At 47.3% G+C, this 13,767-nt stretch carries 17 protein-coding genes and 4 tRNA genes; 9 read left to right on the top strand and 12 right to left on the bottom strand.

What is annotated here, in order from left to right:
• Positions 1-3 precede the first annotated feature (3 nt).
• The 4 genes from fnr (at position 4) to rssA (ending at position 3,632) form a co-directional block, all read left to right on the top strand.
• Positions 4-753 carry a fumarate/nitrate reduction transcriptional regulator Fnr gene (fnr, locus tag KIU71_RS07860; RefSeq protein WP_214130678.1) on the top strand — a complete coding sequence of 250 codons (750 nt, stop codon included), beginning with the start codon at positions 4-6 and terminating at the stop codon, positions 751-753.
• 79 nt (positions 754-832) lie between these two features.
• Positions 833-1,762: a universal stress protein UspE gene (uspE, locus tag KIU71_RS07865; RefSeq protein ID WP_214130679.1), complete on the top strand. Its 930-nt coding sequence runs from the start codon at positions 833-835 to the stop codon at positions 1,760-1,762.
• 65 nt (positions 1,763-1,827) lie between these two features.
• Complete coding sequence (gene ttcA / locus KIU71_RS07870; RefSeq protein WP_214130680.1) at positions 1,828-2,736, top strand: tRNA 2-thiocytidine(32) synthetase TtcA; 909 nt, start codon at positions 1,828-1,830, stop codon at positions 2,734-2,736.
• A complete protein-coding gene (rssA, locus tag KIU71_RS07875; protein ID WP_214130681.1) occupies positions 2,733-3,632 on the top strand; it encodes a patatin-like phospholipase RssA in 900 nt (299 codons plus the stop codon). The genes ttcA and rssA overlap by 4 nt, the downstream gene beginning before the upstream one ends.
• An 18-nt stretch (positions 3,633-3,650) precedes the next feature.
• Here the strand turns inward: rssA and KIU71_RS07880 are convergent, their stop codons facing one another.
• From KIU71_RS07880 to KIU71_RS07935, 12 genes are all read right to left on the bottom strand, one after another.
• The gene (locus tag KIU71_RS07880; RefSeq protein ID WP_214130682.1) at positions 3,651-4,289 is read right to left on the bottom strand and encodes a DUF2987 domain-containing protein; all 639 of its coding nucleotides are present in this window, start codon (positions 4,287-4,289) and stop codon (positions 3,651-3,653) included.
• Positions 4,286-5,092 (bottom strand): glucosaminidase domain-containing protein, encoded by an 807-nt coding sequence (locus KIU71_RS07885; protein WP_250207381.1) that lies wholly within the window; start codon positions 5,090-5,092, stop codon positions 4,286-4,288. The genes KIU71_RS07880 and KIU71_RS07885 overlap by 4 nt, the downstream gene beginning before the upstream one ends.
• Entirely contained in the window at positions 5,082-5,843 is a 762-nt protein-coding gene (locus tag KIU71_RS07890) for a hypothetical protein (protein WP_214130684.1), read from the bottom strand. The genes KIU71_RS07885 and KIU71_RS07890 overlap by 11 nt, the downstream gene beginning before the upstream one ends.
• Before the next feature lie 93 nt (positions 5,844-5,936).
• Positions 5,937-6,590 carry a LysE family translocator gene (locus tag KIU71_RS07895; protein ID WP_214130685.1) on the bottom strand — a complete coding sequence of 218 codons (654 nt, stop codon included), beginning with the start codon at positions 6,588-6,590 and terminating at the stop codon, positions 5,937-5,939.
• A gap of 34 nt (positions 6,591-6,624) precedes the next feature.
• Complete coding sequence (locus tag KIU71_RS07900) at positions 6,625-7,473, bottom strand: sulfurtransferase (protein WP_214130686.1); 849 nt, start codon at positions 7,471-7,473, stop codon at positions 6,625-6,627.
• 150 nt (positions 7,474-7,623) lie between these two features.
• Positions 7,624-7,710: transfer RNA gene (locus tag KIU71_RS07905), tRNA-Leu, on the bottom strand.
• Between the two features lie 34 nt (positions 7,711-7,744).
• A tRNA-Cys gene (locus KIU71_RS07910) sits at positions 7,745-7,818 on the bottom strand.
• 34 nt (positions 7,819-7,852) lie between these two features.
• A tRNA-Gly gene (locus tag KIU71_RS07915) sits at positions 7,853-7,928 on the bottom strand.
• A 110-nt stretch (positions 7,929-8,038) separates the two neighbouring features.
• Positions 8,039-8,605 carry a CDP-diacylglycerol--glycerol-3-phosphate 3-phosphatidyltransferase gene (gene pgsA / locus KIU71_RS07920; protein WP_214130687.1) on the bottom strand — a complete coding sequence of 189 codons (567 nt, stop codon included), beginning with the start codon at positions 8,603-8,605 and terminating at the stop codon, positions 8,039-8,041.
• Between the two features lie 61 nt (positions 8,606-8,666).
• A complete protein-coding gene (uvrC, locus tag KIU71_RS07925) occupies positions 8,667-10,493 on the bottom strand; it encodes an excinuclease ABC subunit UvrC (protein ID WP_214130688.1) in 1,827 nt (608 codons plus the stop codon).
• Positions 10,494-11,138, bottom strand: coding sequence for a UvrY/SirA/GacA family response regulator transcription factor (gene uvrY, locus KIU71_RS07930; RefSeq protein ID WP_214130689.1), 645 nt, complete (start codon positions 11,136-11,138; stop codon positions 10,494-10,496).
• 175 nt (positions 11,139-11,313) lie between these two features.
• Positions 11,314-11,405 (bottom strand) — tRNA-Ser (locus KIU71_RS07935).
• Between the two features lie 249 nt (positions 11,406-11,654).
• On the opposite strand from KIU71_RS07935, the gene KIU71_RS07940 reads away from it, so the two are divergent.
• The 5 genes from KIU71_RS07940 (at position 11,655) to KIU71_RS07960 (ending at position 13,762) form a co-directional block, all read left to right on the top strand.
• Positions 11,655-12,323 (top strand): Bax inhibitor-1/YccA family protein, encoded by a 669-nt coding sequence (locus tag KIU71_RS07940; protein WP_214130690.1) that lies wholly within the window; start codon positions 11,655-11,657, stop codon positions 12,321-12,323.
• An 84-nt stretch (positions 12,324-12,407) separates the two neighbouring features.
• Positions 12,408-12,764 (top strand): sulfurtransferase complex subunit TusD, encoded by a 357-nt coding sequence (gene tusD / locus KIU71_RS07945; protein WP_214130691.1) that lies wholly within the window; start codon positions 12,408-12,410, stop codon positions 12,762-12,764.
• Position 12,765: 1 nt separating this feature from the next.
• Positions 12,766-13,119 carry a DsrE family protein gene (locus tag KIU71_RS07950; protein ID WP_214130692.1) on the top strand — a complete coding sequence of 118 codons (354 nt, stop codon included), beginning with the start codon at positions 12,766-12,768 and terminating at the stop codon, positions 13,117-13,119.
• Positions 13,119-13,424: a hypothetical protein gene (locus KIU71_RS07955; RefSeq protein WP_214130693.1), complete on the top strand. Its 306-nt coding sequence runs from the start codon at positions 13,119-13,121 to the stop codon at positions 13,422-13,424. The genes KIU71_RS07950 and KIU71_RS07955 overlap by 1 nt, the downstream gene beginning before the upstream one ends.
• Positions 13,421-13,762, top strand: coding sequence for a TusE/DsrC/DsvC family sulfur relay protein (locus tag KIU71_RS07960; protein ID WP_214130694.1), 342 nt, complete (start codon positions 13,421-13,423; stop codon positions 13,760-13,762). Before KIU71_RS07955 ends, KIU71_RS07960 begins: the two co-directional genes overlap by 4 nt.
• Positions 13,763-13,767 lie beyond the last annotated feature (5 nt).

The following is a 13,767-nucleotide window of genomic DNA, read 5'->3' on the forward strand; positions in this document are numbered from 1 at the left end:
TTGATGCAAAAAGCGTTAGGTCGAAATGACCTTTCAATACATTGTCAGACTTGCAGTTTCAGTCATTTATGCCTTCCTGTGGCGCTTAGCGATGACGAGATGACGTCGCTAGATGACATTATTGAACGGAAGAAACCACTGCGTAAAAACGACAAATTGATAAAAGCGGGCGACCCGTTCACGTCGCTGTATGCGGTTCGGTCTGGGTCGTTTAAATCGTTCATTTGCGCAGAGGATGGCGAAGAGCAGATTATTGGTTTTCACTTACCCGGTGATTTGATTGGTTTTGACGCATTGCGCGAGCAGCGCCACCAAAGTTTCTGTCAGGCGCTGGAAACGGCTATGGTCTGTGAGTTGCCTTACGACACGTTGGATATTATGGCATCACGCTTCCCGAAGCTTCGTCGGCAAATCATGAGTTTCATGAGCGCCGAAATTAAAAACGACCATGAATTGATGATGCTGTTGAATAAACGCACAGCCGAAGAGCGGCTAATGTATTTTATTGCGCACCTTTCGGCGCGTTTCGAAGAACGGGGCTTTTCTTCAAAACAATTTAATCTAACCATGACACGCAATGAAATTGGAAACTATCTGGGCTTAACCGTAGAGACTATCTCGCGCTTACTGACACGCTTCCAAAAAGACAACATACTCGCGGTTGAAGGTAGACTTATCACCATTCTCGACCCTCAAGCGATGGAACACAAACTTCATCGTCAGGATCTAAAAGGCGCTAGCCTAGCGCGCTAAACAGGCCATTCGCTGTGCATTGGCGCGCTGTGTGATTGCTGTATACACTTAACTCGATACGTTTATCGAGGACCACGCTATGACAAGCCCCAATCACTTACTCGTCGTTGTCGACGCTGACGCGACGCAACAACCTGCCCTAAGTCGTGCTGTCACTTTGGCCAAGCGCTCAGGTGCGAAGATCACTGCCCTGTTGTGTATCTATGACTTTGCTTATGAAATGACCACCATGCTATCAATGGATGAACGCGATGCGATGCGCAAAGCCGTGTTAGCGGAGCGTCATGACTGGCTATCGACTGTGGTTGAACCTTATCAGGCGGATACTAACGCACTGAAAATTAACGTGGTATGGGACAACCGCCAATATGAGGCTATTATCAAACACGCCGATGACGTTGGTGCTGATCTGATCATCAAAACCGCTCACAGCCATGACGATCTCGCTTCTTTGATTTTCACCCCTACGGACTGGCACTTGTTACGCAAAGCGCCCACGCCGGTATTGATGGTTAAAACGCACGACTGGCCTGCCAACGGTAATATTCTCGCTGCGGTGAATGTGGGCACACAGGATGAGGCCCATGCCCTACTCAATCACAAAGTGACCAATACGGCCACACACTATGCGCAGTTACTCGACGGCAAAGTGCAATTAGCCAACGCCTTCGCTGGCGCCCCGATCAATGTGGCGATAGAAATTCCCGACTTCGATGCAAGCAGCCACAACCGATCCGTGCAACAACATCATCAACAAGAAATGTTGGCGTTTGCGAAAGAGCATCAGATCAGCCCGAGTTGTTGCCATGTTGAACAAGGGCTTCCAGAGCGCGTGATCCCGATGGTGGCGCAAAAAGTAGATGCTGAATTGGTGGTGATTGGTACCGTAGGAAGAGTCGGTTTATCTGCCGCATTGATAGGTAATACCGCGGAGCATGTTATCGACGCGCTAAACTGTGATGTGTTAGCCATTAAGCCGGATGATTTTACATCGCCAATAAATTTATGATCGAGGGTTTTAGCCGGCGCCACGAACGCTTACAATACGCGCCTTATTCGAGGTTACCGTGTGCTATGAGAGATTCATCCAATTCTGCTGTTAGCAAACAGCGATATAGTTTTAACAAACTACAAAAACGATTACGCCGTAACGTGGGCAAAGCGATCGCCGATTTTAATATGATTGAAGAAGGCGATCATGTCATGGTCTGCTTATCGGGCGGTAAAGACAGTTATACGTTACTCGATAGCTTACGCTTTTCACAAAGTATCGCCCCGATCCGTTTTTCGATCACGGCGATTAATCTTGATCAAAAACAGCCGGGCTTCCCCGAGGATGTTCTACCCAGTTACCTTTCCAAACTTGGCGTCGCATTCAAAATTGTTCAGGAAGATACCTACAGTATCGTCAAAGACAAGATCCCCGAAGGCAAAACCACCTGTTCGTTGTGCTCGCGGCTTCGACGTGGCATTTTATACCGTACTGCGAAAGAAATTGGGGCAACCAAAATTGCGTTAGGACATCATCGCGACGACATGCTGGAAACCTTATTTCTTAATATGTTCCATGGCGGTAAGTTGAAATCGATGCCGCCTAAACTGGTCAGCGATAACGGTGAACATGTCGTGATCCGACCGCTCGCCTACTGTAATGAAGCCGACATACGACGTTACTCTGACGCCCTGGCCTTCCCCATTATTCCGTGCAACCTGTGTGGTTCGCAGGAAAACTTGCAGCGCAAGCAAATCAAACTCATGCTACAGGATTGGCACAAACGGTTCCCCGGAAGGATCGAGTCAATGTTTAAAGCAATGCAAAATATTGTGCCTTCGCACATGATTGACAGTCACTTATTTGATTTTAAAACGGTTGCTGCCAGCGGCCGCCATGAACCCGAGGGTGATATCGGCTTCGACGCGCCAGTATTCAACTCGCGACACAATGCTGATGACGATGATGAACCTCAGGTGATCTCCCTATGAAGATTGGTTTAGCACTCGGTGCAGGCGCAGCCCGCGGTTGGACGCACATTGGTGTGATTAAAGCGCTCGAAAAAATGGGTATTGAGATTGACATCGTCGCAGGCTGTTCTATCGGTGCCTATGTCGGCGCGGCTTATGCAAGCGGCCATTTGTTAGCACTGGAAGAGTGGGCGTCGTCGTTAACGGAGTGGCAGGTTTTCGCATTACTGGGCGTGGGTATACGCCGTGGCGGCCTCGCCAGCGGCCAAAAAGTATTTGATAAGTTGATGAACGATTTATGCTTCGAATCGTTTGAAGAAATGCACAAACCTTTCGCCGCTGTTGCGACCGATCTTTATAGCGGCCGCGAAGTTGTGTTCAATTCTGGAAAAATAGGCGATGCGATAAAGGCCTCGTGCGCAATCCCAGGATTATTCTCACCCGTTGAGCATGGTTCACGCTACCTCGTGGATGGCGCAGTGGTAAACCCCGTGCCGGTTAATCTATGCCGGCAACTGGGGGCTGACTTTGTTATCGCGGTTAACCTCAGCGCGGACTTTCGCCCTCAGGTGTTAGAGAAGTGTTCTGTTGATCATGAGAATATTCAGCGCAAAACTGATGATTTCTTTAATAGCAAAGTGTCTGTGCTACGCCAGTGGTTTTCACCCGATCCCAAGCCCGAAAAGAAGTCTACGCCTGGGATCATGGGCGTAATGAGCAGCTCACTGGAAATATTGCAAGCGCGAGTCACTCGCTCTCGCTTAGCCGGTGATCCGCCCGACATTCTGATTGAACCGCATCTGAGAGACGTTGGCTTGCTCGAGTTCCATCGTGCAGCGGAATTGAGTCAAAAAGGCGAAGAGAGTGTGTTACGACTCTCTGAGCAAATTAAGTATCAACTGCAACTTGTTGATTAACGCTGTATTCAGCGCTGGCTAGCGAGTTAGCGCTGTTATTCGTTGCGGTGCAACGGGCAAATTCAGTGCCTTTGCCTGCGCCAACCATGCTTCCCTCAGCATCAACGTGCCATTCACGATGGCGGGTGCGCTGCTCGCTTGCGTACTAAGATTAGGGTCCGCAAACTGCAGGGTTAGCCCATCGACTTGCGGCATCATAAACGATAAGAAACTGCCCATCTCATTAAAAAACGCATGGTATTGGCTGAGCAAAAAATCCAATTCGGCCTTAGAATACTGTGCTTTTAGATACTCTGGCTTTGTTTCAAGTTGCACAGACATATCGCATTGATTCGGCTTGTCCTGAACATCAATTCGAACGATCGCGTCAGCCAGTTTCAATGCGCGTTCACTGGGCACGGTAAAGCGATTTTCGCGCGTCACGCTGAGCGGTATAGAATGTTTTTCTGTAACAATCGTTGCGCTGTCGATGATGCACAGCCTTGCTTCGTGAATATGCTGAAAGCCAAACCCGAATTGCAACGCCTGAGTATCCTCATTATCAAGTTTGCGTACATGACTGTAAAAACTCTTGTAGTCGACCTCAATTTGGTGCTTAGCGGCATTCGCTGAAACACTGAACGCCAGAGCAGCGCACAGTAGCCAAGTTATTTTCATACGCCGATATACTCTTGGTTAATTCTAATCATATGTTGCAATTCGTCGATGTAATCTTCTCCACGCTCTGAATAGCGCATCAGACCCTCACTCAAGGCTATAGCGGTAATTTCCTGTTGATTCTCTCTGAGCGTTCGGCGAATTTCACGCAAGTGCTTATACGCGGGATGGCGGTTTAAATTGCGCAGATAGACGTAGGTAGCTCGACTTAAATCGTCAAACTTAGCGACCTCGTGCGCCGCGTCATCATTGCGGCGCTTAGGCACAAACCCACAGCCTTTTTTAAAACACCACAACCCATAAAAGTTATAGCCGTTTCGAGCAAATCTGGATGTACCCCAGGCACTCTCATTGGCCGCTTGCACAAGTGCGAGTTCAGCAGGAATAATATCGACCCGCATCAGCAACACTTCAAACTGCTGTGCCAACGGCAATTCTTGGTCGATGTTATACTCTTCAACTAACCACGCTAAGCGCTCCTGTTGAAGTGGCGAAAGTTCTCCGGTTTGTTTGAATTCCTCGAACATCGATTTCACAATCAAACGCAAACTCAATATATACTCGTTCTGCTGCTCTACGACCGGAAGTAAATATTGAAAGAAAGCGGACTTTTTATCCTGAACGCGCTCAAATTCGCTGAAATCGGGTACCTCATCGTCGATTTCAGCAACCGGAATGTCGGGTAAAACGTTCGGTTTCTGCCACAGTGATGTGATTAGAATTGCGGCAATAGCAACGATGGCGGCAGCAATCCAAACCGCCTTCTTCTGGTAGATAGGTTTAGCGTCTTGATTATGCGTCAAAGGTTGACCCCTCCGGACTATTGGAAACCACATCGAGGTCTCCATGGCCAAACAACTGCTCGTAGAGCACCCCTTTGGCATTAAAATATAGCGGTATAACCCATACGAGGCCAATACCTAATGTGAGAATGGCGATAAAAAACAACGCAAATGTGATGAGAAAAAACACAACAAATTGCCCAAGATACTTATTCACAACACGTATAGAGAGCATAATGGCACTCAGTGCTGTCATCTTTTTATCGGCAATGAGAGGCAGGGTAAAGGTTGTCGCAATGGCCAAATAAAGGCCCGGTAACACCAATAAACGTAAACCCACCTGAACCAATATCGACGCTATCAACGAACCAAGCGCCAAAATGATGGTGAGCGAAATCCATTGGAACAGATCACTTACTTCGATGTGTTTTCCGCGTGCTTTTGAAATCCCCATCATCATCATACCGGCCATGAGGGGAGATAAGATCAATACCAGCACGATATCAATCACAGCGCGAGGCGTCGCATCAAGACTGTTGTAATTCTCTAAACTCACATTTAACACAGACAATGCAAGGTACAAACAAACGACAACTACCGTAAAAATTATCGCAGCCGCCAACGCAAATGTGCCGAACGACTGTCGCGTCAGAGTATTCCCGCGACGAAAAGCGTCGATTGCGTTGATCGCGATGTCACCTTGCAATGCTTTACGGATTTGGGCATCGTTTTTATGGTTGTTAGGCGGAGGGTTCACGCTGTTTTCTGACATGTTTAATGATTACCTGTATTTCTCAGCGTTCATTATAACGCACTCGCAGGCGACAAAATACAACTTGGCCTCAACATGGGCGCGCTTACACTGTCACGCTGGTTGAAATAGGACTAAGTTTGCAGCCAATATTACCAGTAGTACACCCATCGCTCGATCTAACAAATAGCCCTTTGTACCAATAAACCCAGCGATCCGGCTGGTAGACAACAAAAAAGATAACAGGCAAAACCATGCGCCTGTCGCGATACTCAGATAAATACCATACAGTGCCTGAACTGCGATGGGCGTTTGAATTGAGATCACCACGGTAAACACCGACATAAAAAACAATGTCGCCTTCGGATTCAGACCATTGGTAAGAAAACCAATCCAAAACCCTTTACGTAACGACATTGTCACCTGAGTGATGTTATTTAGCTTACTTGAAGGAGCGGAATCGGAAGGCTTTGCACGTAATGCTCCCCACGCTAACCACAGAAGATAGGCTGCGGCCACGTAGCTAAAAATTGAATACAGCCAAGGGGTCGTCTTTATCACTAAACTGATGCCCAGCAATGAGTAGGCGATATGCAGCAAAATACCGCAGCCAATGCCGATACTGGTAGCAAAAGCAACCTGCCGCCCATAGCGAATACTATGCTTAACAACAATGGCAAAATCTGGTCCGGGGCTGACAACCGCAAGCAGATGGATACTTGCGATGGTGAGAAACTCAAGCCAGTAAAGTTGTACAAATTCGTTCATTGAAACCTAGCGCCTGTTGATCTTTCATTATAGATTATTTGTCGTGCTGCGATGATTGCTGAATGGGAAGCGTGTTATCCCCTCCCCACTCTGTCCATGAGCCGTCGTACACACTGATTTGAGTATAGCCAGCAACGTGTGCAGCCAGCGCTAAAACACATGCTGTGACGCCTGAGCCACAGCTAAAGATTAGCTGATCATGTTTTTTAACGCCTGCACGTTCAAAAAGACGCTTTAACTCTGTTGCGGATTTTAGGCAACCGTCGCTGAGTACATCAGTGAAAGGCATATTGATAGAACCCGGAATGTGCCCGGAGCGCACACCATCACGCGGTTCCGCGGCTTTACCTTCAAAGCGCGCCTGACTGCGTGCATCAATGACTTTGAAATTAGCGCTACCGATGTTTTTGAGTATTGTTTCTTTATCGCACCACGCTGAAATATCATTCTGAGCGGTAAAATTGCCAACTGGCATATCGGTCACTGGCTGGCTGAGTGTTTTTAGCTGACGCTGCGTCCACGCCGATAATCCCCCGTCCAAAATTGCACACTTCAGATGCCCCATGCTACGCAACATGTACCACACGCGCGCCGACGAAAAAATACCCTTGGTATCGTAAACAACTATCGTGTCCGTGTTGTTTAAGCCAAGTCGCTTGGCTTCTTGTTCAAAAGTAAATTCGTCTGGGTGTGTGTGCGGAAGTGTTGCGTTTTCTGCCACGAAATCGTTTTCGAAGTCAAACAGCCTCGCGCCGGGTATGATCATACCGTCTAAAGACTCGTTCATTCCGGTGATGATATCACCCATGCGTGTGTACAAAACCACCACATCATTCTGGTGATAGCGTGCTTCTAACCAGGTTGCGGAAACGAGTGGATTCACAGTAAAAAACTCTTGCGTTGCTTATCATTACGACACGCATAGTCTGTGATGCAAAGTGGCGATAATCAAGTAATAATGTCGTTGATAGACGACGAGAGCCATTAAATGAAAGCACGTGATGCAGCAATTCATTAACTCGATGATGATAAATGGTGCCCGGGGCCGGACTTGAACCGGCACACGCTAACGCGCGAGGGATTTTAAATCCCTTGTGTCTACCAATTTCACCACCCGGGCGAGGATGGTTGCAGTCATCACTGCACTCAATATATGGAGGCGGAACCCGGAGTCGAACCGAGATCCACGGATTTGCAATCCGCTGCATAGCCATTCTGCCATTCCGCCATACAAAGAGCTGGAAACGTTGACTCCAATAAATTGGAGCGGGAAACGAGACTCGAACTCGCGACCCCAACCTTGGCAAGGTTGTGCTCTACCAACTGAGCTATTCCCGCTTGCAACGTGGGAGCGAATTCTACCGACAAAGTCAAAGCTGTCAACCTCTAAACAGTTTGTTTGCTGCGTTTTTAAGCGACTTTTGTGCAAGAGACGCAAATTTGCACAATTACTGACTGAGCTTAAGGTGTTTCCATGCCGCTTGTGTGTAAGTCAACATTGACCATACAGACAACGCCGCCGAGATGTACAACAAAATATAGCCCAAGCTAACCCAGTAAATACGCACGCCCATAAAATACTCCAGCCCCGACAGCAATCCAATGAGTGCCAGCATTTGTGCCATGGTTTTCGCTTTGCCGGTAAAATTCACCTTGACCACATCACTCAAGCCATGTTTTCCCATCCATTCACGTAAGGCTGAGATATAAATTTCGCGCATCATCAGAATGATTGCTGGCACAGTGATCCAAGGCGTTGCGTAGGTATGCGTGATCATCAGCAGAGCGGCGCCCACAATGAGCTTGTCTGCTACAGGGTCAAGAAAAGCGCCAAAAGGCGTGCTTTGCTGAAGTTTGCGAGCTAAATACCCGTCGAACCAATCAGTAATCGCGGCCAACCAAAAAATAAAGGCACCGGTGTATTGAGCCCAGCGCCAGTCTAAAAAGTAAACAATAACAAAAATAGGTATCAGGATGACACGAAAGACGGTGACGATGTTCGGAATGGTCCACACGAAAAATGCTGCTCTACTTCAAAAAGATCCTGCCTGAGTGTACACAACCATAGGGCAAAAGTTAACTGTGCAGGTGATCATAGATGATCTCTGCAAGATCGCTGCTAACACCGGGTACGTTCGCAATCTCATCTTTACTGGCCTTTTTCAACCCATGCAGCCCCCCCATATACTTCAACAGTGCCTGACGTCTTTTTGCCCCAATTCCCGGAATAGATTCCAGCGACGAAGTGGTTTTAATTTTCTGGCGACGATTGCGGTGCCCTGCGATAGCAAAACGGTGTGACTCATCACGAATATGTTGGATCAGATGCAGTGCTACTGAGTCGGCATCCATTGGAATGGTTTCGTGGGTTCCTTCAATGATCAACGTTTCCAGCCCCGGCTTACGCGTTGTGCCTTTAGCAACACCAATAAGCAACGGCTTTTTCTCGTACTGCCAATCCGCGAAACATTCCTCCGCTTGCGCTAACTGCCCTTTTCCACCATCAATTAACAGAATATCGGGAATTTTATCTTCATCCTGCACTTTGCCATAACGCCGCGTTAACGCTTGCGCCATTGCAGCATAATCATCACCGGGTGTAATGCCTTCAATGTTATAACGCCGATAATCACTCTTGAGCGGCCCATCTCGATTGAATACCACACAAGATGCAACCGTTTGCTGACCCGAGGTGTGGCTAATATCGAAACACTCCATACGCTGGATGGTTTGATCCCATTGCAAAATCCGCTCTAACTCAATGTATCGGGCCATCACGGATTTTTGCTGGTTTTGATGTGCGTCTAACGCATTTTGTGCATTGCTGTTGGCTAATTCGAGATAGCGACGTTTTTCGTCCCTCACGCCGTTATATAATTTAACGCGATACCCTGCCTCTGTGCTTAACAGTGACTCAATCGCTTGTTTGTTTTCAAGCGCAACGGGGATCACAATTTGCTTCGGAATGGTTTTATTGCCAGCCAAATAGAACTGTGTCAAAAACGCGGTAAATACTTCGGTTTCATCAGTCAGTGAAGGCACCTTGGGGAAAAAAGACTTACTACCTAACATCTGATTATCGCGAATGAACAAGCCTTGCAGACATGCCCCGCCGCGTCTTACCGCCATACCAAATACGTCAAGTTCCTGTTGCGTACCCGCAACAAATTGCTGCTCTTGAATTTTACGCAATGCCGAAATTTGATCCCGATAGCGGGCGGCAGCCTCAAAGTTAAGCTGCTCACTGGCCGCATCCATACGCTCAACCAGCGCCTGAATAACTTCTTTATTGCGCCCTTTCAAAAACAGTTTGACCCACTCTACTTGCTGCGCATATTCTTCATCAGATACGTGTCCTTTGACACATGGCGCTGAACAGCGCTGCATCTGGTATTGAAGGCACGGGCGCGTGCGCGCTCTATAATAGCTGTCTTCACATTGCCGAACCGGGAAAATACGCTGCATGGAACGTAAACTCTCTCGCACAGACCACGCGCTTGGGTATGGCCCAAAATAATCGCCCTTGGCTTTTTTAGTACCCCGATGAAACGCAAGTCGTGGATGCTGATGACCCGATAAGAAAATATAAGGATATGATTTATCATCACGTAGTACCACGTTGTAACGCGGTTTATACTTTTTGATAAAATTGTTTTCGAGGAGAAACGCTTCTGTCTCACTATTGACCACGGTCACATCAATATGGTCGATATTGGCCACTAAAGCGCGGGTTTTGGCGTTATCGTGCTGACTGCGAAAATAACTGGAAACGCGGTTTTTCAGATTCTTCGCTTTACCGACATAAATGACCTCATCCTTCGCATCGTACATGCGATAAACACCGGGCTTGTGAGTGAGGTGGCTAAGGTACTTGTCGAGATCGAAGGCGTTATCAGCTGGCATCTACAATTGATCAGATTGGATGAGTTTGTGCCGCAACGCTAAATGAGTGAGTTCTACATCAGAACTCACTTGCAACTTCTCAAACATACGGTAACGGTAGGTATTTACTGTTTTGGCACTAATATGGAGATAACTGGCGATATCGGGCACTTTTTGCCCGCGGGTCAACATCATGGTGATTTCTAGTTCTCGATCACTGAGTTGATCAAACGGATTAGAGTCGGTTAATTCTAACTGCCCGAGCGCCACCTGTTGAGCAATGTCAGGTGCCAGATATTTCTGACCTGCGGCCACTTTGTAAATTGCATTGATCACTTCTGTTGGCTCTGCATCTTTCGTCAGAAACCCAAATGCCCCCATTTGCATCACTTTCGCCGGAATAGGATGGTCCTTTTGCATCGATAAACCAATAACGCGCGTGTTTTCAGACATACGCATAATTAACCGAGTTGCTTCTAAGCCTCCCATACCAGGCATATTGACGTCCATCAGGACAACGTCAGGTGCATTTTTCCGGCAAATAGCCACGGCTTCCTCGCCGCTCTTTGCCTGATCAACAATTCGAAAGTCGCTCACATCTTCTAAAATCCGTTTAATGCCTGTGCGAACAAGATCATGGTCGTCAACTAGAAGAATTTTTATCACGTTATGTTCTTACTGTTTAGGTGGAGAATCCGCGCGCAGCATTTTACTACACACCCACAAAGAGGCAACACACCTCAAAATAAAGGCATAATGTTAACCGACTATTGTGGGAATGACAGCAAAAATAGCCAGAGTAGAAAGCAAAAAACCCGCCGAAGCGGGTTTCTTTATGTTTTGGCGGAGAGGGAGGGATTCGAACCCCCGGAAGGTTTGACCCTTCGCCTGATTTCAAGTCAGGTGCATTCAACCGAGCTCTGCCACCTCTCCAAGTGGGGCGAATATTAAAGGGCTACCTTTGGCTTGTAAAGTCTAAACTTAAAAAAAATGACTGTTTGCACAGGTTTTAATCACATCGTACAGCTTTGATGCAATTCATCGTTAAAACAGTTGGTTTAAATGATGAATTCACTTGAAAAATGGAACCAAAGACCATACAACATGCACTAAGATTGTGGGGTTGTGTATAATCACACTTTCCTAAAGAAAACTCAGTTATGACACCTGTTGGAGGGTAAAATGGAACATCGTTCGATGTACGCTGGTTCAGCTCAACAGTCTGCATTGCAGACTAACAAAGTATTGCGTAGTACTTATATGTTGCTCGCAATGACGCTGGCATTCAGTGCATTGTGTGCAGGCGTGACTATGGCAATTGGCATCGGTCCTTTTGCATCTATCGGCATGACGATCGGTGCATTCATTACGCTATTTATTATTCAGAAGAAAGCCAACTCTGCGGCCGGAATAGGTTTGGTGTTCTTGTTTACCGGGCTTATGGGCGGTTCACTGGGTTACATCCTTAACCACTATCTTGCGTTGGCCAATGGTCCTCAGCTCATTGCTCAGGCGTTAGGTGGCACTGCACTGGTTTTCTTTGCATTATCAGGCTATGCACTCACCACTAAAAAAGACTTCTCCTTCTTAGGTGGGTTTTTAATGGTGGGCTTAGTGGTGGTGCTTATCGCTGCTATCGCAAACATTTTCTTTGCTGTACCTGCAGTGAGTTTAGCGATAAGTGCGGCAATTGTATTTATTATGTCAGGGCTTATCCTGTTTGATACCAGCCGCATCATTAATGGCGGTGAGACAAACTATGTGATGGCGACTGTATCATTGTACTTGAGCATCTATAACTTGTTTACTGCAATGCTCCACCTTCTCGGTGCATTTGGCGGCGATGATTGATTAACGCGCTAATTCTGTTATAAAACACCCCTTAATTGGGGTGTTTTTGTTTGTGGCCTCTAAGTCTTATTAGGTTGAGTAGTTATGTCTGTGTCAGTATTGATAACAACGACAGCGCTGAATACGTTGACATCTCAAGATGCCGTTGACTTTGTTCGCTACGTGCTGAGCAACAAAGGCGGCGTTGAGCAAGTGTTTTTTTATCAAGATGGGGTTGATCACGCCAATGCATTGCGTCGTCCGCTTGGTGACGAATTTAATGCGACACGCGCTTGGCATGCACTGGCCGAAGATTTTTCAGTCCCTTTACTGGTCTGCGTTACGGCCGCTGAACGGCGTGGGATTGTGGAAGATAAAAGCAGCGCATTTCCTTTCAAACAGGTAGGTTTGGGCGAGTTTTTCTCCCGTTTACATCAAAGCGATAAACTGGTGCAATTCTGACATGTTGCCGATACTTGTCATCCTAACGCAAGCGCCTTACTCGAGTCCGTCCAATCAAGACGCATTAGATTTTATTTTAGCGTGTGGGAATTACGGTTTTTCAGCGGCAGTTCTGTTGATTGACGATGGTGTGTATCAGCTTGAGCATTGTGAGTCATCGACTGACTATAAAATAAAACAGCCCGGCAAAGTCATAAAGTCATTTAACTTTTTCGACGTCGAACCCATCTATGTGTGCGCCTCCAGCATACAACAAAGAGGCCGCTCGCCGGCTCTACCGCCCGGGGCACAATTGGTGAGTAAAGATGAGCTTCAGCCACTGACGGATGCTTACTCTCATGTGGTGACTTTCTAATGGAATTTGATTCGAAAACCCTGTGGCATGTCACTCAACCCTTCACGCACGACCACAACAATTGGTTACACTGTATACGTTCTGCACACCACGTGCTTTTGAGTCAAAATGCGGTATACAGCGTCGACGCTTATGTCGAACATTTCAGGCAGCGCTCGCTCACGCCGAGCTTGTTCGTCGCAGAGGCGCATGCATTACTGCGCAATGTTAAGGTTGAGACGCTAAAGCGGCGTGATATTACACTACTGTCTAAGGCGGACACGCATTCGCTGATAAACAGTGCAGCAAAGGTGATACTTCGATGACAGACAACACGCTATTCGTGGACGGCGAGACGTTGGCAACCGACACCGAAGGTTACCTTAAAGATTATCATCAATGGAATGAAGCAGTGGCGCAGGCTATCGCACAAGTCGATGGGATCGTGCTAACAGCGTCACACTGGGAAGTGATCCATTTTGTGCGAGAGTTTTATTTGACCTACGATACAAGCCCAGCTATCCGTGCGTTGGTAAAAGCGATGGCGGCATCATTGGGACCAGAAAAGGGAAATAGTCGCTACTTACACCGACTATTTCCCAAAGGCCCAGCCAAACAGGCAACTAAGCTGGCAGGCTTACCCAAGCCAGCAAAATGCCTGTAGCGCGA

Origin of the sequence: Alteromonas oceanisediminis (genome assembly GCF_018474025.1) — a bacterium.
GTDB lineage: Bacteria > Pseudomonadota > Gammaproteobacteria > Enterobacterales > Alteromonadaceae > Alteromonas_E > Alteromonas_E oceanisediminis.

Bases quoted from the DNA above. Each gene is read 5' to 3' on its own strand.
- fnr (WP_214130678.1), top strand. From the start codon at position 4: ATGCAAAAAGCGTTAGGTCGAAATGACCTTTCAATACATTGTCAGACT.
- uspE (WP_214130679.1), top strand. From the start codon at position 833: ATGACAAGCCCCAATCACTTACTCGTCGTTGTCGACGCTGACGCGACG.
- ttcA (WP_214130680.1), top strand. From the start codon at position 1,828: ATGAGAGATTCATCCAATTCTGCTGTTAGCAAACAGCGATATAGTTTT.
- rssA (WP_214130681.1), top strand. From the start codon at position 2,733: ATGAAGATTGGTTTAGCACTCGGTGCAGGCGCAGCCCGCGGTTGGACG.
- KIU71_RS07880 (WP_214130682.1), bottom strand. From the start codon at position 4,289: ATGAAAATAACTTGGCTACTGTGCGCTGCTCTGGCGTTCAGTGTTTCA.
- KIU71_RS07890 (WP_214130684.1), bottom strand. From the start codon at position 5,843: ATGTCAGAAAACAGCGTGAACCCTCCGCCTAACAACCATAAAAACGAT.
- KIU71_RS07895 (WP_214130685.1), bottom strand. From the start codon at position 6,590: ATGAACGAATTTGTACAACTTTACTGGCTTGAGTTTCTCACCATCGCA.
- uvrC (WP_214130688.1), bottom strand. From the start codon at position 10,493: ATGCCAGCTGATAACGCCTTCGATCTCGACAAGTACCTTAGCCACCTC.
- KIU71_RS07940 (WP_214130690.1), top strand. From the start codon at position 11,655: ATGGAACATCGTTCGATGTACGCTGGTTCAGCTCAACAGTCTGCATTG.
- tusD (WP_214130691.1), top strand. From the start codon at position 12,408: ATGTCTGTGTCAGTATTGATAACAACGACAGCGCTGAATACGTTGACA.
- KIU71_RS07950 (WP_214130692.1), top strand. From the start codon at position 12,766: ATGTTGCCGATACTTGTCATCCTAACGCAAGCGCCTTACTCGAGTCCG.
- KIU71_RS07955 (WP_214130693.1), top strand. From the start codon at position 13,119: ATGGAATTTGATTCGAAAACCCTGTGGCATGTCACTCAACCCTTCACG.
- KIU71_RS07960 (WP_214130694.1), top strand. From the start codon at position 13,421: ATGACAGACAACACGCTATTCGTGGACGGCGAGACGTTGGCAACCGAC.